General features: G+C 72.6%; 15 protein-coding genes. All 15 read right to left on the reverse strand.

Translation table 11 applies throughout. The features are described 5' to 3' along the window. Positions 1 to 603 precede the first annotated feature (603 nt). The gene (locus tag U0177_RS23050) at positions 604 to 2,154 is read right to left on the reverse strand and encodes a hypothetical protein (RefSeq protein ID WP_409573021.1); all 1,551 of its coding nucleotides are present in this window, start codon (positions 2,152 to 2,154) and stop codon (positions 604 to 606) included. A 157-nt stretch (positions 2,155 to 2,311) separates the two neighbouring features. Further along, positions 2,312 to 5,266, reverse strand: a complete 2,955-nt coding sequence (locus U0177_RS23055) for an ATP-binding protein (RefSeq protein WP_409573022.1) — start codon at positions 5,264 to 5,266, stop codon at positions 2,312 to 2,314. A 14-nt stretch (positions 5,267 to 5,280) separates the two neighbouring features. Next, positions 5,281 to 6,315: a hypothetical protein gene (locus U0177_RS23060; RefSeq protein ID WP_409573023.1), complete on the reverse strand. Its 1,035-nt coding sequence runs from the start codon at positions 6,313 to 6,315 to the stop codon at positions 5,281 to 5,283. Between the two features lie 88 nt (positions 6,316 to 6,403). Next, on the reverse strand, positions 6,404 to 8,743 hold the full coding sequence (locus U0177_RS23065; RefSeq protein ID WP_409573024.1) for a VirB4 family type IV secretion system protein: 2,340 nt from the start codon (positions 8,741 to 8,743) through the stop codon (positions 6,404 to 6,406). Further along, a complete protein-coding gene (locus U0177_RS23070; protein ID WP_409573025.1) occupies positions 8,724 to 9,170 on the reverse strand; it encodes a hypothetical protein in 447 nt (148 codons plus the stop codon). Before U0177_RS23070 ends, U0177_RS23065 begins: the two co-directional genes overlap by 20 nt. Before the next feature lie 65 nt (positions 9,171 to 9,235). Further along, on the reverse strand, positions 9,236 to 9,625 hold the full coding sequence (locus tag U0177_RS23075) for a hypothetical protein (protein WP_409573026.1): 390 nt from the start codon (positions 9,623 to 9,625) through the stop codon (positions 9,236 to 9,238). A 163-nt stretch (positions 9,626 to 9,788) separates the two neighbouring features. Beyond that, entirely contained in the window at positions 9,789 to 11,363 is a 1,575-nt protein-coding gene (locus U0177_RS23080) for a hypothetical protein (protein WP_409573027.1), read from the reverse strand. Further along, positions 11,360 to 13,507: a hypothetical protein gene (locus U0177_RS23085; protein WP_409573028.1), complete on the reverse strand. Its 2,148-nt coding sequence runs from the start codon at positions 13,505 to 13,507 to the stop codon at positions 11,360 to 11,362. The genes U0177_RS23080 and U0177_RS23085 overlap by 4 nt, the downstream gene beginning before the upstream one ends. A 54-nt stretch (positions 13,508 to 13,561) precedes the next feature. Continuing rightward, a complete protein-coding gene (locus U0177_RS23090) occupies positions 13,562 to 14,140 on the reverse strand; it encodes a hypothetical protein (RefSeq protein ID WP_409573029.1) in 579 nt (192 codons plus the stop codon). Positions 14,141 to 14,184: 44 nt separating this feature from the next. Then, positions 14,185 to 15,498 (reverse strand): NlpC/P60 family protein, encoded by a 1,314-nt coding sequence (locus tag U0177_RS23095; RefSeq protein ID WP_409573030.1) that lies wholly within the window; start codon positions 15,496 to 15,498, stop codon positions 14,185 to 14,187. Continuing rightward, positions 15,495 to 17,003 carry a sialidase family protein gene (locus tag U0177_RS23100; protein WP_409573031.1) on the reverse strand — a complete coding sequence of 503 codons (1,509 nt, stop codon included), beginning with the start codon at positions 17,001 to 17,003 and terminating at the stop codon, positions 15,495 to 15,497. The genes U0177_RS23095 and U0177_RS23100 overlap by 4 nt, the downstream gene beginning before the upstream one ends. Further along, entirely contained in the window at positions 17,004 to 17,276 is a 273-nt protein-coding gene (locus tag U0177_RS23105; RefSeq protein ID WP_409573032.1) for a hypothetical protein, read from the reverse strand. Beyond that, the gene (locus tag U0177_RS23110) at positions 17,225 to 18,745 is read right to left on the reverse strand and encodes a hypothetical protein (protein WP_409573033.1); all 1,521 of its coding nucleotides are present in this window, start codon (positions 18,743 to 18,745) and stop codon (positions 17,225 to 17,227) included. The genes U0177_RS23105 and U0177_RS23110 overlap by 52 nt, the downstream gene beginning before the upstream one ends. 15 nt (positions 18,746 to 18,760) lie before the next feature. After that, a complete protein-coding gene (locus U0177_RS23115) occupies positions 18,761 to 19,867 on the reverse strand; it encodes a DUF11 domain-containing protein (RefSeq protein ID WP_409573034.1) in 1,107 nt (368 codons plus the stop codon). A 117-nt stretch (positions 19,868 to 19,984) separates the two neighbouring features. Continuing rightward, positions 19,985 to 25,624 carry an SdrD B-like domain-containing protein gene (locus U0177_RS23120; RefSeq protein ID WP_409573035.1) on the reverse strand — a complete coding sequence of 1,880 codons (5,640 nt, stop codon included), beginning with the start codon at positions 25,622 to 25,624 and terminating at the stop codon, positions 19,985 to 19,987. Positions 25,625 to 25,870: the final 246 nt, after the last annotated feature.

Below are 25,870 nucleotides of genomic sequence, written 5' to 3' on the forward strand. Positions count from 1 at the left end.
AGCACCGTGCGGGCGGCGCGCGTCACGAGCGCCTCGCGCGCCAGCTGCTCGGTGGCCGGCTCGTTCGCCAGCGTCATCAGCAGGCTGCGTGGACCCGGGTTATACGCGGCCTGCCGCGCCAGCGATACGGCCAAACGGTTGGTGCGTGTGTTGCCTGGCATAGGTGTGCCCTCCTGGCTGATAAGCGTCGTGCGGGCTTGAGCGCCGCGCCTGTATTGATGTGAACGGGCGCGCGGTGGCGTTTAGGGGTCGGCGCTACGTGCCGCGCTGCGCAGAATACGAGGCGCCGCCGTAGCCACGGCGGGCAAGCCAAGACGCCGCAGGAGCTATCTCCTGCGGCGTCCGGCTGTGGTGGGCCGTCGCGCTCGTGTGCAATTGCATCAGGGTCGGTATCGTCGAACTGGTCGTCGACATCGACGCCCAATCGCCGAAGTTCGGCTTTCAGGCGACCGATGTCGCGGCGCTTGTCTTTGATCTCTAACAGAACGCCGATGTTTGTCGCCGAGCCATACCGCGCGTGATCTTTGAGAAAGTAGCGCAGCGTTCGCCGCAATTCGTACAGTCGCTCGCACAGGTCGTTGAGCAGGGTTTCGTCGTGGCAGATCATTGGGGTGCGCTCCTTTTTTGCTTTGCTTGACAGCAAAAGGCCACGACACCCCGACACCGGGGCGTTTGATGGCCCTGGTGAATGAAAAGAGGGGTTTTGCCCGCGTTGCCAGCTGTGGCGCATGCCTTATGGCATACCCGCGCAGGTTGGCGGCAGGCGCCAGCTGTTTTTTGGCGTGTGTGCTTGGCGCACAAACGCCGAAAACAGCAGCGGAGAAGCACGCCTGGCGCGAAAGCTCCCGCCAGGCGGATGAAGCTATGCAGTTTGAGCGTGCGTCCGGCGATACCCGCGCGGCCTGCCGATTGAGCGCGGGGCAGCGCCGGCCAATCAGGGCGTTGGAGCGCGGGCGAGCGGTAGGCTGCCGAGCCACAAGGCCGTAATTGAGAGGCGCTGCTCTGCGATGTCCCGGCACACCGTGTTGGTGTCGCCAATTGAAGTATAGCTTTTTGGCCGGCCTGTGGCCGCGCATCGGGTCGCAATTCGCGGCTGATCGGCCTACTGCCGGGGTAGTACTGTCGGCCTACGCCGCGACCCCCAGCTGCTTCGGCGGCTGGGGTCGTGTGTAGGCCGAGGGCAATGGCGTTCCGGCGCCGCCTACTCGCGGGTGGCCTCGCCATGGGCATTGTGCGGCGAGGCGCGCGCGCGGCGGGCAGGCCGGCGTCGCGCGCGCGCTGGGCGAACGCGCGGCGCAGGCGGCGGGCTTGCGCGAACGACACCGCCTGCGCGCCCGGCAGCGGCACGATCGTGTCGACAAGCACGCTGGTGTGCGCCTGGTACAGCAGCGCGTCGCGGCGGGCACGGTAGCGCCAGGCCGCACGGCGCTGCTCGTCTTCGGGGGCGTGCTCGAGCGCCGCGCGCTGCTCGTCCCACTCGCGCTGCAGCTGCGCGAGCGCCTCGTCGACGCGCGAGCCAAACTGCAGCGTGGCCATGCGGGTGATATCGCCGCGCAGCTGCAGGCGGTTGCCGGCGCGGTAGAGCAAGCCCGCAGAGTCGTGCTGGGTCGAGATCGTGCAGGCGACCTCGTAGGTCACCTGGTGCGGCCCAACCGTCGTGCGGATGTGCGTGCGGCCAAACTGCGCCGAGCGAATGGCGGCGTGGCGCACGAAGACCGCTGGCTCGAGCACCACGCCCTCGAGGCTGGCGTGAGCCTGGCAGCGCTGCTCGCCCGGCGCCGGCTCGCGGATGCTCGCGGCGCGCACCACCAGGTCGCGCACCTCGTGGCCGGCCTCGCCCTCGGCGGCGCCGCGCCGCTGAAAGGCCGTCGCCAGCGTCAGTGTGCCCTCCACCGCGATCCAGTCGCCACACCCGGCGGCTTCGAGCGCGGCCATCCCGGCGGTGGCCGGGCTCGCCTCGATCGTCAGGTCGAAGGGCTCGCCCAGCGGCGTGGCAAGCTCGATCAGAAAGCGCGTGCCGCGCCCGAACTCGCCGCGCCGGGTGATCGTCTTGAGCGGCTGGCGCGCCCCGCTGGCGTCGCGGGCCCCGGCGAAGCTGCCGAGCCGCCCGACGACGAGCGCGTGGTTGGTGGGAAACTCTGGGTCGGTTGTCATGGTGCGTTGCTCCTGTGCGGGCGCCGCCCACGGCAGGCGGCGCGGCGATGGGTTCAATTGGGCCTTCCCCTGGCATGATACGCCGCGAACCGGCCCCTGGCGGCGGACTCGATCGCGGAGTCTGTAGATTGGTACGGTGTCGCGGTGGTACTCGCGGCTACCAGCGCTGGCGGCGGTAGGCCGCCGCCGCCAGCACGCGCGGCGTGCGCGTCTCGAGGCGCGAAAGCCACTGCTGCCGGCGGCGGCGGCGGTCCTCGCGGCGCAGCAGCTCCTGGCGCGCCGGGTCGGCGTCGACGATGCGCGTGTCGAGCGCGATGCAGCCGGGGTGGGCGAGGATGTACTCGCGCTGGTGCGCGCGGATGGCCTCCCAGCGCGCGCCCAGGTAGGCCCACTCGGCGTCGGGCAGGCGGGCCAGCCCTTCGGTAGCGCGGGCGTGCGCGGCCGGGCGATATATCAGCTGGGCGATTAGCGCCTCGAGCGTGGCGGCGCCGGGCGCGCATTCCTCGGGCAGGTAGCCCGCGGCCGGCGCGGGCAGCACGCTCTGCCAATCCGGGCCGTGGTACTCGGGCAGGCCGCGGTCGGGGTCGAGCGGTGCGGGCCAGGGCAGCGGCCGGATCGAGCACGGCTCCGGCGACCCGTCGCCGCCCGCGAAGACTGTGTACTGGTGCTCAGCGGCAGGCTGGCCGCTGATATCGGCGGGGGTGAGATCGGCGGCGGGAAACAGCTGCGCGTAGGTCGACGCGTCGGGCTCGAGCGTGCGCAGGATCATCCGGTTGGCGCTGTTCGTCAGCATCTCGTCGCGCAGGTCGCCGAGCTGCGCGAGCGTCTGGTGTGCGTAGATCCCGCCGATGCCAAAGCCGCGCAGCTGAGTGATCGCGTCGCGCAGGTCGCGCGCGTCGCCCTGGCCAAGAAACACCTGCAGCTCGTCGACGATCAGCGGCACTGTGGCGCGGGACTGGTCGTCGCCGGGGCGGCGAAACGCGGCGCGCAGCACGGCCTGGAGCAGCAGCATGCCCACGAACTCGGCCATGCCGCCGAGTGTGCGGTGCGGCAGCGGCAGCACCACGATGCGCCCGCGCTCGATGCACTCGAGCAGGTCGAGAGTCGGGCGCGGCTGGGCCACCAGGTAGCGCGTCGTCTCGTCGACCATGAGGTTGTCGAGGCGGCGCAGCAGCGCGTCGCGGCTGGACTTTTGCTGCTCGCCGGTGCGCGGGAAGGTTTCTTCCCAGAAGGTTTTGACTTCGATATTGGCGCAGCGCCGCAGCAGCCCGGCGCGGTAGTGGTCGTCTTGCAGCGCCTGCTTGAGTCTGGCGAGCGTAGGCTCGGGCACGGTCTCGGCGATCAGCGCGGCGGCCATCTGGGCGTACTGCTGCATGCCCTGGCTCTTGCCCCAGGTCTCGGGGTCGAGGCGGGCGAGCACGGCGGTGACCATGCCGAGCGCCTGGGTCGTGCCGCCAGCTGCTGCCATATCGATGCCGGCGAGCGGGTTGAGGCCAACCGGCCACTCGGCGTCGAGCACGTCGACCAGCACCAGGCGCCGCTCATCCTCAAGCGGAACATAGCGCAGTGCGGTGGCCGCCAGGCTGCCGGCCATGTCGTCGCCTTTGCCGTCGAGCAGCAGGAAGCCTTTGGGCACGAGCTGGCGGGCGAAGTTCGCCAGCGCGCGCGATTTGCCCGCGCCCATGCCGGCGGTGAGGTGCAGCACCTGGCGCAGCGCGCGCAGCGGCGGCCCGACCGGCGCAAGGCTGCCGTCGGCGCGCTGCGCGTAGCCCAGCACTAGCCGGTCGGACGCGCCGGGCGGGATGAAGTGGTGCGGCTGAGCCGGCAGCCGCCGGTTTGGCAGCCAGTCGATCAGGGTTTTCAGCTCGGGGCCAGGCAGGCGCCACAGGCAGGCAGCCTCGGCGGCGCCAAGGATCAGCGGGCCGGCCCACAGCGGCAGCGGCAGCAGCAGCTGCGGTGGCGGGCTCACGCGTGGCGTCCGGCTCAGGACGCGGGCCGGCGCCTTGGCCAGCGGCGCGGCGACTCGATGCGTCGCGGGCAGGCCGGCCGCGCGGAAGCGCTGTGTGCCGCTTGCGTCGCGAGCTTCGATCTGGCCGAGCGCGGCGCGCAGCTGGCGCAGCACCTCGTGTGCCGCGCCGAGGCTGGCGCGGTCGTGGGCCAGCGCCACCAGCCGCACGCTGATGTCGAAGCACTCGCCGGCCAGCTTTTGCTCGAGCGCCTGGGCCTCGGTGGCGGTAGACGGCGCCCGGCGCAGAGCTGCGGTGCGCCGCCGCGCCAGAATGCGCCACGGCGCGTGCGCAGGCTCGTGGCGCGGCCGCAGGATCAGCTGGATCTCGGCGTACTCGACGCTGCTGGGTAGGCGCAGCGCCGCCGCGAGCGCGCCCAGCGGGTCGTGCGCGAACTCGTCGGCGGCGCGCAGCGGGAAGTGCGGCGGCCGGGTGAGCGCCAGCTCTTGCCAGCACAAAATGCCGCCATGCCGCAGCGCGCCTGCGAGCGGGTCGTCGGCCTTGTCGATGACCGCCTCGGGGTCGTGGGCCAGCAGCGCGGCGGTGAGCGCGTGGGCGAGCGAGCGGCGCATACCGGCGCCGCCGGCGATCATTGCGCCGAGGGCGGCCGGCTCGTCGGGGCGGGCGTGGAGCGTGAGCGCGACCCACGGCGCCGGCCTGCCCGAGGCGGGCGACTGGAGCGCGGCGTGCATGCCGCGCCACAGCGCGGCCGCGTCGGCGGGGGGCTGCGCGCGCGTGCGGCTCTGCGGGCGCAGCGTGCGGATGCGCAGGTAATCGTGCCCGGCGCGGTCGAGGCGGCGGCGCTCGATCGCCAGCCAGGCTGCGCAGCACGCCAGCTCGAGCGCGAGCGCCGCCGCGCCGCCCAGCACCGCGAGCGCCAGCGCCAGCGCGATCGGCGGGCGATCGAGCCAGGCCAGCGCGGCGCGCAGCGGCGCCGCCGGGATGGGCCAGCGCCGCGCCATTGGCGCGGCGAGCGCCAGCAGCAGGGCCAGCGCCAGCGTGGCGCGCAGGGCAATCCGCCCGCGATCGGGCCGTGGCGGCGCCTGCTCGCCCTGGGCGGGCGCCCCAAGGCCAAACGAGGCTGGTTCGATTGTGTGCCTGGTCATCTTTTTTCCTTGCACTATTCGCGCTCGGGCAGCGGCGTGGCGGCCAGGCGCTCGGCTATGCGCGCGGGGTCGTGCTCGGCCAGCGGGCGCGGGCGGCGGAAGGGCTGCGCGTCGTCGGCCGGCGGCGCCAATACGCCAGCGGCGGCGAACCACCGCAGCAGCGTTTCGGCGTGCTGCCGGTGCGGCTCGGCCAGCAGCGCGGCGACGCGCCTGCGGCTGAGGCCCGGCTCGTCGCCGGCCAGCGTCTCGGGCGCGGCCAGGGCCAGCCGCGCGAACGCGGCGACGTCGGCCGGGCGCATGAGCGCGCTGCCCGAGCCAGGGCCAGCCGGCCACTCGGCTTCGGCGGGCGCGCCAGCATCGGGCGATGTGCCGTCGAGGATCGCCTGGAGGTGCAGGTATGTCGAGCGGCGCAGCGCGAGCTGATCGGCGCCGGCCTGGGCCGGAGCCGGCACTGTGGCCTGGGCCGGCTCGCCGGCAAGCAGCAGCGCAGGCGCGAGCGGCCACGCGCCGGCCCAGGGCAGCTTCAGCAGCGCAGCGGCGCGCGGTATCAGCCAGGCGGGCAGCACCAGCGCGCGCCAGCCGTGGGCACTCAGCGTTTCGGCCGGGCCTGGGCCAGCCGCGCCCAAGGCCAGCAGCGCGCTCAGGCGCAGACGGGCGCCTGGCGTGGCGAGCCAGCTCAGGCAGAGGCGCGCGTCGTCGTAGGGGTGCAGCAGCTCGGCCGTGAGCGGGCGCGCGGCCGGGGTGGGCCACGCCAGCGCCGCGCGCGTGTAGGGCCGCGGCGCCAGGCCGCGCGCCACCGGCAGTAGCCGCGCGCCCGCGCCAAACGCGCCACGCAAGGTGCGGCGCAGCAGCTCGGCACGGCAGCCGGGCAGGCAGCGGCCGTGTGCGCAGCCGCCGCAGCCGGGCAGGGCTACGTACGCCTGCTGGCGCGCGCCGATCCGCGCTGCAATATTGAGCAGCGGCGCCACCGCCAGGTGCCGGCGCAGGCCCTCGGCCAGCGCCTCGGGCCGTCCGGGCGGGCCGGGTGTCTCGAGCCGAAATAGCTGCATGTCTTGCTCTCCTTTCAATCACCGAGGCTTGCTTGGCGACGCCAAGCCCCCGGCCGCGCACGGTAGCGCGGATCGCCACCGCTCGGGCTTACGAGCCGCGCAGCGAGCGCAGCTCTTGCGGGCTGGCCTCGACCAGCATGTGATACACGTCGTTGCCGAAGGCCGCCAGGCAGCGGCCGCGCCCGGCCTGCGCCAGAAAGCGCACGTGATCGGGCGTCAGGTCGCCGATCGCGTCGGCCATGCGCCGTGCCGGCAGGTCGTCGAGGTGGAACAGAAACTTCGCCACCGCGTTCTCGAAGATCTGGCGGCCATAGCTGTTGTCGAGAAACGTGGCCGGGTTCTGATCGACCGGCATCAGGCCAATGCCGTACTTGCGCGCCACCTTGCAGATATCGGCGGCCAGGCGCGCGACTGCCTCGACGCGCGTGACATAATGAAACTCGTCGAGCAGAAACAGCGTGCGATGGCGGGTGTCGCGCCGCGGGTCGCGCATGAAGCGGTTGAACGCGCCGACCATATGGGCGTAGTAAAACGCGCGCAGCCGCTCGGGCACCTCGGAGAAGTCGAAGTAGTTGATATCGTAGCCGAACGACCAATCGACCTGGCTGGGTACGTTGAGGCTTTTGCCAAGCTCGTTCAGGCGCGCGCCGCTGCTGCTGCCGAACAGCTTCAGCCGCAGCCGGCGCGCCAGGTCGCGCGCCTCGGGCTCGCGGATGCGCTCGAGCTCGGCAATCAGATCGCTCAGCAGCGGCATCGCCTGGGGCGCCGCGCGCGGGCTGACGCCGGCGTACAGGTCGCTGAGCGCGCGGTCGAGCACGCCCTCCTCTTCGTCCCTGAACACGTACGGCGCCAGCGTCTCCTTGCTCTCGTCGCCGGCGCGCACCTGCGCAACCTTGCCGAGCACCAGCGAGAGCTGGCCGATCGCGTGCTGCACCTGAAACGGCCGCCACTCGCCGTCGCGCTCGTCGAACACCACGTCGAGCACATTGATCGGCGTATGCACGCCGAGCCAGTGGCAGGCCGCGCCCGCGCCGGCCGCGGCCGCGATGCGCGCGCCGTTGCGGAACGCATCGATCGCCACCACGCGGTAGCCCAGCTGCGCGGCGGCGCGCAGCGTCAGCACGTTCAGGAAGAAGCTCTTGCCGTAGCCAGTTTTGCCCAGCACCACGCCGTGCGCCGCCTGGTCGTCGGCGAACAGGTCGTAGAACAGCGGGGCGCGCCGCAGCATGTCGAGCCCCCAGCACAGCCCGTCGGTGCGGCTGGCGCGGTGGTAGCCGAGCACGCCCAGCAGGCAGCCCACGCCGTGCGACCAGACGGTGTAGCGCCGCAGGGGCGCGTCGATCTCGCTGGCCTTGCGCGTGCTCCACAGCTTGATCAGCTCGCCCTGGGCGCCGGCCACCAGATCCAGCCGCACGCTGCTGCCGAGCCGGTCGCGCACGCTGGCGACGTTTGCGGCCAGGCGCGCGGGCGTGTCGGCGCTCACCAGCACGGCGACCTGCACATCGTGCAGGCTCTCGGTGTCGAGCCGGTGCATGCCCGCGCTGGCCTGCTGGAGCTTGCGCAGCGCCACGGGGTCGTCTTTGCCGTCGCGGATCACGCTCTCGGCGGTGCGCTTGGCAAGCTCAAGCTCCTTGATCACGCGGCCGGGCGAGAAGGTCGCCACGTCCACCGCCAGCGCCACGTCGAAGTCGAGCGCCAGCAGCGTGTGCAGCGTCAGCGCGTCCCAGGCGCCGTTCATGTCGTGCGAGCGCAGCACGGCCATGTAGGGCTGGCCGGGCGTCTGGGGCACGAGCTGGGCGCGCTGCTCGTCGACGCGGTACGCGCCGGCGAGCGCTGGCGGCAGGCTGTCGCAGAGCGTCACGCGGCGGCCAAGCGTGTGCTCGAGCGAGTCCAGCAGCGCGTCGGCCTGCGGCGCGGGCACGTCCCACACCAGCAGAAAGAATGTCGCGCTGCGCAGGTGCCGCTCGCCCAGCGCCTCGTAGAAGCGCGCCATCTCTTTCAGCCACGGCACCGGCCAGAGCGCGGCGGCCAGCGCCTGGGCCAGCGCCATCCAGCCGGCGTCGCTCGCCTGGGCGGGGGCGCGCAGCGTGCGCTCAAGCTCGGGCCGGCCGCGCACGGCGGCGCGCAGTAGCGCACGCTGGTCGTCGGTTAGGCCAGCCAGCGCGGCGGGGGGTGGCGTGTCGGGCCGGCCGTCGATGCCGGAGCGCACCGCGCGCAAGATCGGCGCGGCGGCCTCGGCCAGCGGCAGCAGATCGCGCACGCGCGCCTGCGTCGCGCTCACCAGCGGGCGCATGTCGAACGGGCGCGAGTAGGCCAGCAGCCGCCAGGGGTAGGCGCGGCCGGCGGCCCATGCGCCGAGCCGCCACTCGAGCGCCTCGAGGTCGCCCGCCTGCTCGATTGGAAAGCTCTCAAGCTGCGCGATCAGCATTGCCTGCCTCCCGCGCCGGCGCGCCCGCGCGCGCGGCGCTCGTAGCCTGGGCGGGCGCCGCGCCACGCCGCCGCGATTTGCGCACCGCGCCGGCGTGGGCTACCGCGCGGTGGCCGGCCACCGCCGCGCGCGTGCCCGGCAGATCTTCGGGGCTGAGCGCGCGGCCGCGCAGCAGCAGCCGGCACTCGCCGCGCGCGCGCCACAGCAGCCGCTCGCAAAACAGCATGCCGTCGGTTTCGAGCGTTATGGCCACGCCCAGCGCCGCCGCCAGCACGATGATGATCGCGCGCGGCAGCAGCGCGATGCCGCCGATCACAAAGAATGGGCCGGCCAGCGCGGCGACGCCCACCGCGTTCTCGACCGTCAGGAAGGCCGCGATTTTCTCGCCGCGGCGCGAGAGCAGGCGCTCGATCGATTCGTAAGCCATTCGGGTTCCTTTTCTGCCGGCCGCGCGCTTTGCGGGCGCGCGGCCGGGCTGGTGCGATGCGGTGGCTACTTGACCGGCGGCGTCGAGATCACAAGGCCGACGATATCGGGGGCGATGCCCAGCAGAATGCCGCCCATCAGCATCTTCACGAGCACGCCCTTGTTCTGCTGCGCCCACTCGGGCAGCACGCCGGCCGCCAGCCACGAGAGCGCGAGGAGCGCCACGCCGAGGATCGCGATCGGCCGGCCGATGGCTTCGAGCGAGCCCACGACCGCGTCGATTTTTGCGGCGAGCGTGGCCGGTACGCCGTCGAGCGGCGGCATAAGCGGCGCGCTCGCTAGGTGCGCGAGCCAAAGCCCGAGCAGGTGCGGGTCGCTCAGCAGCAGCAGTAGCTGGTGGGCGTGGCTGAGGCCGGCGGCGAGCAGCAGGTTGGCGGCGATCAGAACCAGTGTCATGGGAGTGTATCCTTTCGTATATGATGTACTGTTGCGATGCCAGGAACTCGTGATTCATCGAACGATTACTATGGCGTAGCTATCAGTAGGCTTTGCTCCTTTCACTCACACGAGCTACGCGGCAGGCGTTGTGCCTTCGGCAGAGCGCTGCTTCTCCGCTGTATCACTCGCGTATCTCGAAGCTGAACGGCCCGACCGCCAGCACCAGCGGCTGGCCGGGCGGCAGCGCCAGCTCGAACGCGATCTCGCGCCGCTCGCTGGGGGCCAGCGGGGTGCGAAGCGCTTCGAGCGGCGGCAGCGGCACGCTTTGCCCGCCGGCGCTGGCGCGCAGGTCGCTCGCCGCGAGCGCAAGCTCGGCCCGCGCGCCGTTTTCGATCGCCAGGCTGACCCGTACGGCGTCGGCGGGGCCGCGCTCGGCGCGCGCCTGCACATCGGCCAGGGCCTCGGCCAGCAGCTGCGCGCGCGCCGGCGGCAGGCCGAGCGGTGCCTGCCAGGCCAGGTACGCGCCCGCCGGGCTGTTCACCCGCCACTGCACCGCCGCCAGCGGCGCGTCGGGCAGCGGCACAAGGTAGCGCAGCGCCGCGCCGCCGGCCTCGGGCGATACCGCGCTGGGCAAGATGTCGCTGCCGTCGGGCCAGCGCAGCGTCGCGCTCAGCCGCGACCAGTCGACATTCGCCGAGGCTTCGGCGTGGGCGATCACGGCGGCTTTGCCTGGCGGCAGCGCCGGATCCTCGCCTGGCCCGACCAGCTCGAGCGCCCGCAAGGTCACGCTCGTGCCCTCGGCGAGCTCGCCGGCCTGGCCCAGCGCCAGCGCGCGCGGCGGCTCGGCCGATTGCAGCAGCCCGGTGCGCGCCGGGGTAGCGCCATCGCACGGCCCGAGCAGCAGATCGGCCGCCAGGCCGGCGGTGTCGGTCAGGATGTAGCTGCGCGCCGGCACATCGGCGCCGCCCAGCACGCGCACGGCGGTCACTCCAGCTAGTGCGGCCTCGGGGGCGCACAGCCGCAGTGGCCATGCGCCGGGCTGCCAGCGCGCGCGATCGGGCGGCGCGTCGGCGCCAGGCGGCGCGACTTGCAGTGTGCCCGGCCGCGCGCCCAGCAGCTCGATCGCGCGCGGCGCCCACGGCTCGGCCGGCTGGCCGTTCACCATCACGCTCGCCGTCGCCGTGGCCTGGCTGGCGCGCCCTGGCCGCGTCAGCCACAGCGCCAGCGCGCTGACGAGCAGCACCCCCGCGATCATCGCGATACGCGCGGGCGGCAGGCGCTTGCTCTTGGCCAGCCGGTAGTGCGCCGCGTCGGGTACATCGCCCAGGCGCGCGGCGTCGACATCGTACCAGCCGTCGGCCAACGGCACCTGTCCGACACCCTGCGCCTCCGCGCCCTCGGCCTCGTCGAGCAGGCTCGCCAGCGCCCGGCGCTCGACCTCGTCGGCGTCGAGCGGGCGGCCGCGCGGGTCGCCTGCGGCGCGGCGCTCGGCGTCGAGTGTGGCCTGCACCTGCTGCCGGCGCTCGTCGAGCGCCTGCCCGAACAGCGCCCGCGCGTCGGCGGGGATGGCCGCGAGCTGCGCCTTGATGTCGTGCTCGCGCTCGGCGGCCGAGTCGGCCAGCTCAAACGCGGCCTCGTCGCCCGGCGCGGCCATGCGCAGCTCCACCAGGCGGAGATGCTGCGTCAGAAAGCGGCGCCAGTCGTGCCACTGGGCGATCGCCTGCTCTTGAAAAGCGGCGTCGTGTAAGCTTGTCATGCGGGTTCCTTTTCTGGCGCGCCGTCGCCGAGCGTTGGCTGATCCACGGCGGCCGTGTTGTGTTCGTCGGGCTCTGGCGCGCTGTCGCCGCGCGCCTTATCCGTCGGCGCGGCACCGGCCGGCAGCGCGCGCCAGTAGGTGGTGGAGCCGTCGGGGTTGCGCTGCACGGTGTAGCCCTTTCTCAGCAGCGCGCGCATCCGCGCCGGCGCGATCTGATCGCGCTCGGCGTGCTCGGGCAGCCGCGCCTCGTCGAAGCGCGGCAGGCGGCGCGTGCGCCCGCGCTCGATCGCCAGCGCGGCCAGGCGCCGGTCGGGCGGCTGTAAGATCTGCTCGGCGGCGCTGTGGGCGCGGCGTGCCGCCCAGGCGCCGGCCTTGCGCACCGGCTCGGCCGGGTGCGCCAGCACCTCGCGCACGCTTTCGGCTGCGGCGCTGGCTCGCCCCAGCGCCGCGCGGGTGTGCTGCGGGTCGTGCAGCTCAGCCGCGACGCCGTGCCCAAACCGCGCGATCGCGTGCGCGTCGTCGATGCTGCGCTCGAACAGCGAGCCGCGCTCGGCCCGGTCGATCGCGCGCGCAATCCGGCGATCGGCGGCGTGGTCGCGCAAGGTGAGGCCCTCGTCGTCCTGGCGCTGGCCGTCTTGCCGCATTGCCAAACGCCCGGCGCGCAGGCTGGCGCGGCTGCTGTGGCCTGCGGCCATGCCGCTGGCGATCTCGTCGTCTACCAGGCCCATGCCGGCGGCCACCTCGCCAAGCTGCATCAGCGGCCGGAAGCGGCCGGCGGCGGCGGCCAGCGCGTAGCGGCCACTGCCGGTCTGCTTTGCGGCCAGCGCCATGGTCAGCGCCGCGCCGGCCCCGCCCGTTACCGCCCCGGCGGCCAGCCCGGCCGCACCGCCGGCCAGCCGCGCCACCGATGGCCCGCCCGACTCCAGGCCGGTCGCGGCGCTCAGCGCCGCCAGCGCGTCGGCGAACAGGCCAAACGCGCTGATCAGAAAGCGCGCCACAAACACGCCGCTGATGATCGTCAGGATGCTGTAGCGCAGCGCGTCGCCCGCGACCCCGGCATCCAGCAGCAGGGCGGCGAACACGCCCAGCAGCAGGCTGATCGTCCAGCTGGTTTTCAGAATGTTGGCGGCGCGCTGCACCAGGCCGGCGAACCAGTGCGAGTTGGTCTGGAAGAAGCTGAACAGAATGCCGATCGGCAGCGCGAACCACAGCAGGATCGCGCAGCAGGCGAATACCAGGTTCAGCAGCGCAATCAGCAGCGCCACGAATGCCGGCGCTACCGCCAGCAGCAGCCGGTTCAGCGCGGCTTTGGCGCCCTCGATGTAGCGCTGGCGCGTCGCCGGCGCTTCGCCATAGATGCCCTTGTACAGCAGGTAGCCCGGCCCGTCGGCGCCATCCTGAAAGAACCGCATCGGCAGCAGCCGGTCGGGGCAGTGGATGTCTTTGGCGTCGGCCCACACCAGCGCGGCCACCTGCTCGTCGACCTGCGGCAGCTCGCTGGGGTGGTAGCGCTGCAGCAGCGGCTGGCCGGCTGTGTCGGCGCCGCAGTCGCCGCTGGGGTACAGCCGGGTCGGCGCGGTCATGTCGTGGGTGGCGCCCGCGCCGACGCGGAACGACTGGCCGGCGACGCTGTCGAACAGCGTGGCGCCCAGGTCGGTGCGGATCTGCTCGAACTCGACCAGGTATGGCCCGGCCAGCGTCAGCAGCAGCGGCCCGATGATGCCCCACAGCATGATGGTGCGGATGTTCAGCGGCCCGCTCGCGCCGGTGATCGGCAGGGCGATCAGCGCCAGCGCGCCCAGCGCCAGCGCCAGCACCGCCACCGGCCCGAGCAGCGAGCCGATCGTGCTCGAGAGCGCGGCGTAGGCGCCTGCGAAGATGACCTGCACAAACTGGTCGCGCAGCGCGTCGAGCCAGTAGGCGCCGCCGAGCAGCATCCGGTCGAGCAGCCACACCGACTCGGCCGCGCTTTCGTACGCGCCGTACTCTGCCACGTCGACCGTGCAGCTCATTAGGCCGGGGGAGATGAAGCCGTCGCATTCGCCAGCGTAGGCCGCGCGCGGCCAGCCAAGCGCTACGGCCAGCAGCAGCGCGGCGAGTGCGGCCATCCGGCGGCGCGCTGTGAATATGTGTCGAAGCGTCATAGCGATTTCCGTATCTGTATCGATTGCAGATGAGTATGTCTCGGCGCTCCGCGCCTATACGCGCCTGCGCGCGGCCAGCACCACCAGCAGGGCCAGGCCGAACGCGGCCGCCAGCAGCCAGCCGAGCGCCATTTCGCGCGCGTGGGTCGGCGCGCCAGCTGCCGGCGTAGGCGCGGCGGCTGCGGCCGGCGTACTGGCGGCCGCGCCAGGCTGCTCGGCCAACCCCTCGGGAACGACCATCGTGGCTGGGTCGGGCACCACGCTGCCGTCGGCCTCGGCGCGCAGGTCGAGGCGCGTGGCGCCCGCCGCGAGCCATACCCGCAGCCCGCCCGCGTCGTCGCCGGGCTGCCGCAGCGCCGTGCCGTCGGGCATGCGGCCCGCGACCAGCACGCGCGCCTCGCTGGCCGGTAGCCCGCGCAGCGTAGCGACGCCGCTTGCGTCGGTGGTGGCGTGCGCCAGCACTGGCCCGCCGGCCGGGGCGCGCACGCTGATATCGGCGGCCAGGGCGTGGCCCCGCGCGTCGCGCAGCGACACCACCAGCTCGGCAGGTTGCTGTGCGAAGCTCGCCGCCGGCCCGAGCAGCGCCAGCGGCAGCGCGCAAAGCAGGGCAAGCCAATAGCGCGAACATGACATCTCGTTTGCTCCTCTGCGGGCCGTTCTGGCGAAAAGCATTGCAGCTACCTCACCGTAGCAAAGCCGGCGATGCACAGCTGGCAGGCGCCGCCGCTGTAGTATGCCGAGCCAAGCAGGTTGTGCGTGACGCGCACACCGAGCGCCGGGCTCATGGCGTGCACCACGTCGAGCGTGCCGTCGCCGTCGGCGTCGCCGATCACCATGGCCACGTGGGTGATATACGGCCGGTTGGGCTTGGCGAAGAACACTAGGTCGCCGGGCTGCAGCGCCGCCGCCGCGACCGTGCGCAGGCTGTCGTGCTGCTGCTGGGCGGTGCGCCGCAGCGTGATGCCGGCCTGAGCGTAGGCCCAGCGCACCAGCCCGCTGCAGTCGAACGTCTCGGGCCCCTCGGCGCCCCACACGTAGCGCTTGCCCACCTGGTTCAGGGCTAGCTGCACCACCCGCGCCGCGCCGGGCGGCGCGGCCACCGGCAGATCGGCGTGGCCCCAGGCTGCGCCCGGCCCGCCCTGCCAGCCGGTCATCGCGCCGGGGTCGCCGCAGGGCGGGCCGATGCTCAGCCCGCCGCTGCTCCACTGCACCGCCAGCTGCTGGTCGGGCGCGCGGCGTAGCTCGCTGTTCGGCGTAGGCGTCGCGGCGGGATCGGCCGGCGCGCCGCCAGCCAGCGGCCCGCGCACAAACAGCAGCTCGGCCGTCTGCGGCGCGCCGGCCGGGGCGACGATCGGCACGATCGCGTGGCTCTCGCCGGGCGCGATCGTATCGCCTGGCGCGCTCAGCCCGGCCAGCGCCAGCGCCTCGGGCGACATCGCCCAGCCGTCGCCGGCGAGCACGCGCCCGTCGGGGCGCTCCAGCGCGCGCAGCCGCACCTGCGCGGCATAGTCGATCGGCAGCGGCGCGCCGCTGGGGTTGTTCCAGGTGATCAGCACGCGGTATAGCTGGCGGTCGCCGGCGAGCGGCTGCCCGGCCTCGGCCGATACTGTGGCGAACAGCGGCGGCACGCTCACGCGCTGCCCAAACGCGTAGCTGGCGCCGGTTAGTGCGTACGGCGTGGGCGAAGGGAACGGCGGGCCGCCCGCCTGCGCGCCGTACTCCTGCTCCCACTCGGCGTAGTACACCGGCTCGCGGTCGTACTCGATCGGCCCTGCCGGCGCGAGCGTCGGGCGCGGGTGCTCGATGACGTCCTTCAGCGGGCCGGCCGCGCCGAATGGCAGCGGTGTCGGGCTGGGGCAGGCCCAGCTGGGCGACTGTCCGGCATCGATCGGGGTGATGTTCGCGCCGGCCAGGCAGGCCAGCAGCGGCGCGGCCAGCAGCAGCGCGGCGGCGGCCAGCGCGCAGGCGCGCGGCGATGAAACCCGGATCATGGCTGCGCTCCCGCCGGCGCGGTCGGCGTCGGGTAGGCGCCTGTGTCGATCACGCGGTCGAGGTCGATCGCGCGCACCGCGACAGTGTTGGCGTGCTCGACCCAGGCGAGCCACGCGGCGCGGCTGTTGGGCGCCTGGGCTATGGCGGTATCGCCGGCGGCCGCAGCGCCGCTGAGCAGCGGCGCCGGCATGCGCGGCCGCCACTCGGCCGCGCCGGGCGCGGCCCAGGCGGCGTAGTGCGTCGAGGCCGCCGAGTCCCAGCGCGCGTCGGCGCAGCACGTCCAGAACGCCGCTAGCGCGCCGGCGGCCGGGTCGTAGGCCAGCGCGCTGAACGGCGTGGCGTCGCCGGAGCGCGCGGAGGCCGGCGCGATCGGCGCGACCGCATCCCAGCTGGCGCCGCCGTCGCGCGACACAACGGCGTACGCGCCGGGCGCGCCGAGCACGCTGAACGAGAATGCGACGATCGGCGCGGCTCCGCCGGCCGCGAGCCCGCGCACATTGCCGACGATGCCCTGGCCGCCGGCCTCGGGAGCGCGGCGCGGCTCGACACGCCACGCGCCGCCGGCAAGCGGGCGTGTGGCCAGAAATAGCGCGCCGCGCGGCTCGCCAAAGCCGCTGGTGAGCGCGACGGCACGCGCGCCGGCGCCTTCGCCAACGATCTGCACGCTGCCGGAGCTGCCGTACCACGCCGACGCGACCGGCAGCGGGTCGGGCTGGCCCCAGCCTGCGGCGTCGCGCGTGAGCAGCACCGGCTCGACCGGCTCGCGGCGCAGCGCCAGCACTGCCAGCCGGCCGTCGAGCGCGGCGGCTACGTCGAGCACGCCGAAGATGTTGTCGGCTAGGTGCTGCGGCGCGCCCCAGCTGGCGCCGCCGTCGCGGCTGGTGCTGGCCCACAGGCCGTAGGCCGGGTGGCTGGTGGCGCCCCACACTGCGGTGATCGCGCCGTCGCCGGCCACCGCCACGGCCACGCTGCGAAAGCGGTGCGCGCCGATCGCCGCCGCGCCGATGTCGAGGCTCTGCGCGGTGCCCCAGCTGTGCGCCTGGCCGTCGTAGGCGCTCACAAACGCGTGGGGCCGGCCGCCGCCGGTGAGCGGCGCGGCGATCGCCGCCACCACCGGGTCGCCGCTGAGCGGATTGGCCGCGATGTCGACGCTGAGGATGGCGTCGGGCAGGCGCATGATCGTCCGCATCTCGGCGCTGCCGGGCTGGTTGAAGGCGCGTATTGTCGGGAATGGCGCGCGCGGCGGCAGCGGCGTGGGCCAGGCCCGCTGTGCCTCGCCTGGCTCGGGTGTGCAGCGCGGGTAGGGTGTGGTGGTGGGCAGCGGCGTGGCTGGCCACGCGCCGGGCGTGACGGTTACCGGCGCGGGGGGCAGCGCATTGCCTGGCCAGCAGCCCGCCGCGCGCGCGGTGGCAACCGCGCCGGCGTAGCTGCGGGCGGGCGCGCACGCCACCAGCGGCGCCACGAGGCATGAGAGAGCGAGCATCCGCACGGCAAACACGCTCATTTATTCCTCCCCTGGCAGCGTGATCGTCAGCGCCGGCGCGGCCGGATCGATCGCCGTGCTGATGCCGGCGGCCGGCAGCTGCAGCCACAGCGCGCTGCCGGGCGCGATGTCGGGCGTGAACAGCACGCGGCCATCGGCTGGGGTGAGCGCGTCGGTCAGGCGTTGGCCGAACGCGTCGGCGAGCACCAGGCGCACATTGGCGCGCGGCTCGCCGGCCTGGCTCACCACGCGCACCGCGATGCTGAGCGCCTGGCGGCGCGCGGGCGTGGGCAAGGGCGCCGGTGCTGGCGTAACGCGCACAACCTGCAGCGGGCGCGTGGGCGGCGTGGCGGCCTGGGGCGCTGTGGCTGGCGCGGCGCTGGCGCCGGCAGCGCCACCACCTTCGAGCAGCGCCAGATCGGGGCGAACATCCAGCCCGGCGTCACCGAGCCGGCCGGCTGGGCCTTGACCCAGCCGAGGTAGCAGGCGCCGAGCAGCGCCACGCTGGTGCCGCGCGGGTAGCTGGCGAGCAGGCGGCGCGGGCTGGCGGGGCTGGCGGCGGCGTAGAATGCGGCGCCGTCGCGCGCGACCACCGCCGCGCCGCTGGTGCAGGCTTCCTTGATGATCTCTTCGGCGTCGGACTGGCCGCTGCCGGGAGCGGGCGCGGCCACGCTGCTCGCGGCCGGGGCCGGCGTCGCCAGCGGCGCGGCCGGCGTCGCCACCGGCGTCGCGGGCTGGCCGTCCTGCGCGTCGAGCACCGCGCGCACCGCCGCGAGCGCCGGGCTGCCGGCGATCAGGCGGTAGCGGCCGGCCGGGCCGAGCGCGGCGGGAACCGCCGGCGGGTCGCGGCGCTCGCTGGCGGCGACCACCAGCAGCGCGTCGCCGTCCCAGTCGGGCGTCAGCTCAACCTGGCTGCGCAGCGTGCGGCCCGGCGCGATGTCGTCGTTGCCGGCGACGGCGCGCCAGCCTGCCGGCGAGGCTGACTGGGCCGCGTCGGGCCGGTACAGCACCATGCTGGTGTCGGCGCCAGGGCCGAGATCGTAGGTGGCGGCCACCAGCGGCACGCCGCGCTTGGCGGGCAGCAGCAGGAAGTCGTGGTCGCCGGCGCGGCAGGCGCCGGGGCGCGCCTCGGGGCACAGCAGCGACAGATCGTAGGGCACGCCCCAGCCGATCCGCGCGGCGTGCTGGGCGTCGTAGTTGTTTTCGAGCATGTCGCCGGCCGTGGCCGCCTGCTGCGGCGTGGCCGGCGCGGCGCTCGAGCGCGCGGCCAGGGTGTAGCTGCGGCCGCGCATATCGCCCGGCGCGCGGTTGGTCACCTCCACCAGGTACCAGCCGTCGGCGGGCACGGCCACCTGCACCGCCGCGTCGGGGCTGCCGGGCGCGGCGTCGTCGTTCGCGGCCACAGGGGCGCCGGTGTCGGCGGCGCGAAACACGCGCAGGCTCGGGTCGGCGCCGCTGCTGCTCGCGGCGGTGATCGCGTACACGCGCCCGCCTTTGAAGAAAAACGAGAACACGTCGGGCGAGCCGTCGGCGAAGTTCAGCCCGGCCTGCTCGACTTCGCTGGGCAGCGCGCAGGGCGCCAGCAGCGTGTCGTTCGGCTCGCAGGCATCCGGCCCGCTGGCCGGCGCGCCCTGCGTGGGCGTTGGCGTGCCGATCGCCTGGGCCTGGCCGCGCGGCGCGGGCGCCAGCAGCGCGGCAAGCAGCCCGCCGAGCAGCGCCAGCGCGGCGGAAAAACCTTGAAGTTGGCGGTGTCGGATCGTCATAGGGCGCTCCAGTGGCTACTTGCGAGCAATCGCGTCGTCGATCAGCTGGCACAGCGCCAGCGACACCAGCACGGCGTTGGCGCCGGGGTTGGCCTCGGCCACCTCGCGCGCCAGCTGGCTCAGCGCTGCGCCGGCGCGCCAGCGCGCCACCAGCGCGTCGGCGTCGAGATCGAGCCGCGATGCGCTCGCGCTGTTGGCGGCGCCAAGGCGTACGTGTACGCTGCGCGCGCGTGGCATCGCGAAGCGCAGCGTCGCGCCAAAGCACGCCAGGGTCAGCGCGAGCATCAGCCACGGCCCCCACACCAGCAGCGGCGCGGGGCTGTCGGGGTCGGCCGTGCGCGGCAGGCGCGGCGGCGCTTGTGGCTGGCGCGGCGCCGGCGCGATCGACACCTCGGTGGTGCTGGTGTTGTCGCCAGGGTCGTCGCCGGGCGTGCTGGTGGTGACGAGCGCGGTGTTGCGGGCCGGGCCGGCCGGCGCGCTGGGGCGCGCCCTGGCGGTGATGCGGATTGTCGCTGCGGCGCCGGGCGCGAGCGTGGCGGGGTAGGCGGTGACGGTCTGGCCCGCCACGACTACGTCGCCCTGCGTGCTGGCCAGGTCGATCACCTGAAACAGCTCGGGCACCACGTCGCTCACCACAATGTCGTGGGCGGTGGCGGCGCCGGTGTTGCGCACCACCAGCGTGAACACCAGCGCCTCGCCGGGGTGAATGCTGGCGCGGTCGGCCGACTTGGCGATGCTGATGTTCGGGCGCTCCGGCTCGGCGGTTGGCGTGGCGCTGGCGGCCGGCGGCGTAGCCGTGGCGGTGGCGGGTACGCGCGTGCGGGCCGGCGGCGTGCGCGTGGCGCTCGGCGGCGTAGCCGTGGCCGGCGGCGTAGCCGTGGCGGTGGCGGGCACGCGCGTGTCGGCCGGGGCCGGCGTGGCGGGCGGCGCGGTCGGTATCGCCGGCGTGGCGGGCGGCGCAGTGGCGGCGATATCACGCGCGGGCGCGGCCGCGGCGGGCTGGGCCTCGCGCGCTACGCTGATCGAGACGCGGATCGGGCCGGCGATTGCCAGCGCGGCATACAGCGGCACCAGCGCGGCCAGGCTGCCGAGCAGCACGAAGCGGGTGTGGTGGTTGGGCATTGGTCTCCTCACTCTGGCAAGGTTGTAGCATTCGCCGATAGCCGAAAGAACTGGCCGTGGGCGCCGGGCGCACGCTCGCGGCCGGCCGCGAGCGTGCGCCTGGCGGCGTGCGCCGCGCTAGCGCCGGATCACCGGCAGGTAGATCGGCGAGCGCGCGGCGATCAGCGGCTGCGGCCGCAGCGGGCCGTACGCGGTTTCCTTGCCGCCGCGCTCGACTTCGACCAGCCAGTAGCGCGCGCCGGATGGCGGGTGCGCGTCGGCGACGCGGTAGTCGCCGCCGGCGCTGCCGCGCGAGGGCTCGACGGCGAATGGCGCGGCGTTGGCAAGCTGCTCGCCGGCGCCGCGCAGCACCCTGAAGCGCGCGGTGTTTGTTTCGTCGAGCGTGCGCCAGCGCAGCGTCACCGCGCCATCCTCGGCCTGCTCGGCGCGCAGGTAGGCCAGCACCACGTCGGTGCTGCCGGGGTCGTGCAGCCCGATGTCGAGCGCGAGGTCGGATGGGCTGGCGGCGCTGATCGCGCCCAGCGGGGTTGGCGAGGTTGTGTAGCGGAAGCCGCGCAGCAGGCCGCTCTGGGTCGTGGCCGGCGCGAGCGATACGCCGTACACGCCCAGGCGCAGCCCGCCGAACAGGTAGCGGCCGCTCTGGTCGGTGGCGGCGCGCGCCAGCACCGCGCCGCTGGCGTCGAGCAGCTGCACTACTACGTCGCCCAGGCCGGACTCGCCGGCTTCCTGCTGGCCGTCGCCGTCTTTGTCGTACCAGATCGTGTCGCCCACCTGGCCGGCGAGCGGTGTGTCGGCGTCGCTGCTGGTGTTGTCGTCGGGGGTCGGGTCGGCGCCGGCGCTGCCGTCGTCGCTGGCGAGTACGCTGTTGACGATCGGGCCGCTGGGGTTGGGCAGCGGGTTCGGCAGGCGCAGCGCGAACTGGCGTGTGGCCACCGCGCCGGGCGGCATGTCGCCCAGCGCCAGCGTGTAGCTGCCGTCGGCCTGCGCGGTCCAGCCGGCTGCGAGCACCAGCGCGCCGGGCGGCGGCGTCTCGCGCAGCAGCACGCCGCTGGCGCTGGCCGCGCCGGTGTTGCGCAGCGTGATCGTGTAGCTGAGCGTGTCGCCGGGCTGGGCGCTGGCCTGGCCGTCGCTCTTCTGCACGCTCAGGTCGGGCTGCTGCACCAGCGTGCTGGCGCTGCTGGTGTTGTTGGCGGGCTGCGGGTCGGGCGTGCCGCTGTCGATGGCCGCGCTGTTCACGCGGGTGGAGGCGGCGCCGTCGCCAAAGAGCTTGCCGGTGACGGTGATCGTGCCGCCGGTGCCTACGCCGAGCGCGCCGAGATCCCATTCCAGCGCGCCGTCCGGCGCGAGCGCCGGCGCGGGCGTAGCCTCGCGCAGGCTGAAGCCCAGCGGCAGCGTGTCGCGCACGCGCGCCGCCATGGCCTGGCTGGGGCCGTTGTTGCGGAAGCTCAGCGTGTATGTCAGCATATCGCCGCTGCGGATCGGCCCGGCTGGCCCGCGCTTGAGCAGCGTCAGGTCGGCGTATGCTTGCGCCGTCGAGACGGTGCTGCTGGCGTCGTTGGCAGGGTCGCGGTCGGCGCTGCTTGGCGCGTCGATCGTGGCGACATTGGTGTAGGTGGTGCCCGAGATCGCGCTGGTGGGGGCGCGCAGCAGCAGCGCGACGCTGCCCGCCGCGCCGGCCGGCAGGTCGCCCAGGCGCCAGCGCGGCCCTGGCCCAACCGGCGGCGGGCTCGCCGAGAGCAATTCCAGCCCGGCCGGCAGCAGGTCGCGCAGCGTCACATCGCGCGCGGCGGCCGGGCCGGCGTTGGCATAGTCGAGCGTGACGGTGAATGGCGCGCCGGCGACGATAAACGCGGGCGAGCGCTTGACCACCGCGAGGTCGGCGGTTTCGATCGCTGTGACGGCCGTGCTGGTGTTGTCGGCGGGATTCGGATCGGCGGTGGCGCTGCCGACGCGCAGCGTGTTGGCGGCGTCGCGGCGCGGCACATCCTGGGCCAGGCTCGCCCGCGCCTGCAGGCTGATCGTGCCGGCCTCGCCGGGCGCAAGCTCGCCAAGCGCCCAGCTGAGCGTGCCGCCGTCGCTGCTGCTGGGCGGCGGGCTGGCCGACACATACGCCAGGTCGGGCGGCAGCGTATCGGTGACGAGTACGCCGCGCGCGAGCGCGGGGCCATTGTTGCGGTACGCCAGCGTATAGCTGAGCAGATCGCCCGCGTCGGCGCGCGCTGGGCCGGATTTGTTGGCCGCCAGGTCGGCGCGCGCGAGCGCCAGCGTGGCCGCGCTGCTGGTGTTGTTGGCGGCGTCGCGATCGGCGGTGGCTGTGTCGATGCGCGCCTGATTCAGCAGCATCGTGCCATCGGGCAGGGTCGTGTCGGCGCGCAGCAGCAGCGCCACGCTGCCGGATTGGCCGTCGGCCAGCGGGCCGAGATCCCACGCCAGCGCCGTACCGCTCGCGCTGGCTGGCGTCGGGCTGGCCGAAACGTACGCGACGCCGGGCGGCAGGGTGTCGCTCAATGTCACGCTCGCTGCCGGGGCTGGGCCGTTGTTCTTGAACAGCAGCGTTGCGGTGAATGTCTCGCCGGCGAGCACGCGCGGCTGGGCCAGCTTGATCAGCTGCACGTCGCTGGTCCACACCGCGCCGGGCGCGCTGCTCTGGTTGTTGGCGAGGTCGGTCTCGGCGGTGCTGCTGGCGATTGTCGCGGTATTGACGAAATCTTCGCGCGCCGCGCTGGTTCGCGCGAGGCCGCTTACTACCACCCGCCCGGTCGCGCCGGGCGCGAGGTCGCCAAGCGCGAGCGCGAGGTCGCCGCTGCCGTTGGCTGCGCAGCCGCTGACGCAGCGCCAGCTCAGCGTGCTAAGCTGTGGCGGCACGGCGTCGGACAACATCACGTCGCGCGCGGTGGCCGGGCCGGCGTTGGCGTAGTCGATATCGTAGCTTACCGCCTGCCCCGGCACCACCGGAAAAATCGTCGGGCTGCTCTTGCCGACGCGCACATCGGCGCGCTGCAGCACGGTAACGGCCTCGCTGGTGTTGTCGCCAGGGGCATCGCCGGGCGTGGCTGTGCTGATCGTGGCCTGATTGAGCGCGGCGACACCGTTCGTGGCCTGTGGGCTGGCCTGTGCGGCGAGCGTGATCGTGCCGCGCTGGCCGGGCGCCAATGTGCCCAGTTGCCACACGACGAGCGCGCCGCTTGCGCTAGCCGGTGCAGGGCTGGCCGAGACGAACGCCAGGTCGGGTGGTAGAGTGTCGGCGAGCACGACCGAGGCCGCGGGCGCATCGCCAGTGTTGCTGTACGCCAGTGTGTAGGTTAGCTGCTCGCCGGCTGTGGCCACGGCCGGGCCGAGCTTATGCACCACGACATTCGGCCGTAGGATTGCGGTGCTGACGGCAGCAGTGTTGTCAGAAGGATCGTCGCCATTTGTGGCCGTGCTGATTGTGGCGAGGTTGGTCGCGCTAGCAGGAGCGGTAGCGTCTACCTGTACGCGCACGGCGATGCTTCCAGCGGCTGTGGCCCCGCCTGGAGGCAGCCCGCCAAGATTCCACGTGAGTGTCTGGCCGCTGATGCTGCTAGGCGCTGGATTGGCGGAAACATAGCTCAAGCCTGACGGCAATGTATCGACCAGCGCTACGCCACTGGCTGTGGCAGCGCCGCTATTGCCGTAGCTGAGCGTGTAGTCGATCTGGTCGCCGGTGATCGCGGTGGCAGGGCCGGATTTGCCTGCCCAGACATTGGCGCCAAGCAGCAGTCCCAAGTCGAATGTACGGTCGACGGTGTCGGCGATGACGGTGAAGGGCGGCGTGCGCCATGCCGTCCTGGCGTCGGCGTCGCTGTCGAGCGCGTCGTTGCCGCCGGCGTCGCGCGGCGCCGCGCTCACGCCGGCCGGAGGGGCAAACTCGATGATGTATGTGCCAGGGATGATGTCGCTAAATTGATAATTACCTGTATTATCTGTTTTGGTTGCCGCAGTAACTGAGCCAGTTTCGGCACTAATTAAGTAGATATTTATAGCGCCAATACCCGGCTCATTTCCTTCCTGAACACCATTCGCGTTGAGATCATTCCAGACGAAATTTCCTACCTTGCCATTCGCCTGTACCGTAGACATAACGCCAATATCGAAGGTGGTGGTGTAGGCATCGCGATACTGCGCGGGCACGGCGACGCGGCGGGTAACCTGGTCGGCATCGCTATCCGAGCTGTCGTCGCCGCCACGATTTTGCGGGGCGATCACCAGGTTGAATAATTGCCCGCCGGCAGCGAAGTTGCTGGCTGCGACTTCCACGCTGTAAGTGCGGCCTGGTGTGATCGCGAAAAGATAGCTGCCGGCAGCATCGGTTGTGGCCTGCGCTACCGGCGTGCCGGCGCTGTCGAGCAAGCGCAGCAGCACTCCGCCAATGCCGGCTTCGCCGGCCTCCTGAATGCCATTGCCATTGGCATCATTCCACACTCGATCGCCGATATAGGCCACGGTACACAGGTTCTCCAGGTCGCCCAGCGTCGCGGATTTCCACAGATCGCCCCCAGGGAAGATTTCGACTGCTGCCTGCCGATCGTAGGCGTCGGGGCGCAGGTTGTACCAGTTGGCGCCAGCAGTGCCTCCTTGGAGTGGCGTGATCGCGGTGCCAATCACTTGCTCGGCTGCCGCCGCGCCACTGCCCGTAAGCGTGAGCGCCAGCGCGCCCATGAAGTTTTCGACATGCGCGGTCGACGACGATACGCCGACATAGTTATCGCGAAAAAAGTCCGATGCCGTCGCAGCTCCGGCGCGCGTCTGCAAAGCCCACGTCCCGCCCACGTTGCGATACGCCAGTACGTCGCCTTGCTCTTGCACACGCCACCACTGGTCGCCAAGATCTGCCTGGTATACGTCGCCATTCCGATCGCGCAGCCCAAGCAGCATCAGCGAGCCATCGCGCGACCACTGGATGTCTGAGACGATCGGCATGGGCCATAGCGCATTTTTGCCGGTTGGTGTCCAGGCGTGCCAGGCTGCCTGCCCCGCATTCACGCCATCGTTGAAGCGCGATACGATCGCCGTGGCGTTGAGTGGCTGCGCCAGCACAGTGATCTGATCGCCTGTGAGCGGATTGATCGCGACGATGTAGGCGGTGGGGTATACGTTGTTGGGCGAGCGCTCGCCGCTGTCGACTATGCCGACATAGACGTATGGCGGTTGCACGCTGCTTGTGGCTGGCTGAAATTCGAGGGCGAATGGCCGGAGATCTGTTTGCACGGCCGGGTCGCTGCTGATTGCGGCCATGCTGATCGACAGCGGGCTGAGGCGCGCGCCAGTGCGCAAGTCAAAGCGCTCGATCTGGCGGGTGTCGAGGTTCATCGCATACAGCGTCGTGCCGCTTGGCCCAATCTCCAGGTCGCCCAGGCTGCTCTTTCCAACCCAAGGCGCAATCTGGTCGTCGTTGGTGTCATTCAACACATGGCGGTTGGTCGTACCGGGAACAGCCGCAAACAGACTCACAGAGCCGGTTGCGAGGTTGTACTGGTAGATTGCGCCTGCGCCGCCGGGGCCATAGCCAGTCATTCGGTGCGCGAATGCGCCGATCAGAACGCGCCGTATGCCGCTGGCGCTGCCGTCGTCGTAGGCCATGCCATAGACCGAGCCGATCTGGCCGAAATTCGCCAGTGGTGTTTTTCCGCTGCTGTTGAAGCGCACCAGCGCGGTATCGCTGACGACAACCGGCGATGTGCTGTGGCCGCTTGAGTCCGCATCGCTGACGAGCGTATTCGCAAAGCAGGCGGTCACGAACTGATCAGGCGCCTCAAGGCAGGGCACTGCGCTGCCAAAATTGCCGCCATCGATTATCTGAGCCGAAGCAACCCCGGTCTCGAGCGACGCGGGCAAGAATTGTGGCCGTGCACCGGGGATACTACTGGCGCATAGAACGACTGCGGACAGCACAAGCACAACCCAGCGGGGGCGAACAGAAGACATGCGCTCCTCCAATGCGGGTAAGAATGTAGCTACGATGGCACAGGAGATACAGGCTGA

This window comes from Kouleothrix sp., from assembly GCF_046328425.1.
Classification (GTDB): domain Bacteria; phylum Chloroflexota; class Chloroflexia; order Chloroflexales; family Roseiflexaceae; genus Kouleothrix.

Bases quoted from the DNA above. Each gene is read 5' to 3' on its own strand.
- U0177_RS23065 (WP_409573024.1), bottom strand. From the start codon at position 8,743: ATGCTGATCGCGCAGCTTGAGAGCTTTCCAATCGAGCAGGCGGGCGAC.
- U0177_RS23115 (WP_409573034.1), bottom strand. From the start codon at position 19,867: ATGCCCAACCACCACACCCGCTTCGTGCTGCTCGGCAGCCTGGCCGCG.
- U0177_RS23060 (WP_409573023.1), bottom strand. From the start codon at position 6,315: ATGCAGCTATTTCGGCTCGAGACACCCGGCCCGCCCGGACGGCCCGAG.
- U0177_RS23110 (WP_409573033.1), bottom strand. From the start codon at position 18,745: ATGACGATCCGACACCGCCAACTTCAAGGTTTTTCCGCCGCGCTGGCG.
- U0177_RS23085 (WP_409573028.1), bottom strand. From the start codon at position 13,507: ATGACGCTTCGACACATATTCACAGCGCGCCGCCGGATGGCCGCACTC.
- U0177_RS23090 (WP_409573029.1), bottom strand. From the start codon at position 14,140: ATGTCATGTTCGCGCTATTGGCTTGCCCTGCTTTGCGCGCTGCCGCTG.
- U0177_RS23080 (WP_409573027.1), bottom strand. From the start codon at position 11,363: ATGACAAGCTTACACGACGCCGCTTTTCAAGAGCAGGCGATCGCCCAG.
- U0177_RS23055 (WP_409573022.1), bottom strand. From the start codon at position 5,266: ATGACCAGGCACACAATCGAACCAGCCTCGTTTGGCCTTGGGGCGCCC.
- U0177_RS23100 (WP_409573031.1), bottom strand. From the start codon at position 17,003: ATGAGCGTGTTTGCCGTGCGGATGCTCGCTCTCTCATGCCTCGTGGCG.
- U0177_RS23095 (WP_409573030.1), bottom strand. From the start codon at position 15,498: ATGATCCGGGTTTCATCGCCGCGCGCCTGCGCGCTGGCCGCCGCCGCG.
- U0177_RS23075 (WP_409573026.1), bottom strand. From the start codon at position 9,625: ATGACACTGGTTCTGATCGCCGCCAACCTGCTGCTCGCCGCCGGCCTC.
- U0177_RS23070 (WP_409573025.1), bottom strand. From the start codon at position 9,170: ATGGCTTACGAATCGATCGAGCGCCTGCTCTCGCGCCGCGGCGAGAAA.
- U0177_RS23050 (WP_409573021.1), bottom strand. From the start codon at position 2,154: ATGACAACCGACCCAGAGTTTCCCACCAACCACGCGCTCGTCGTCGGG.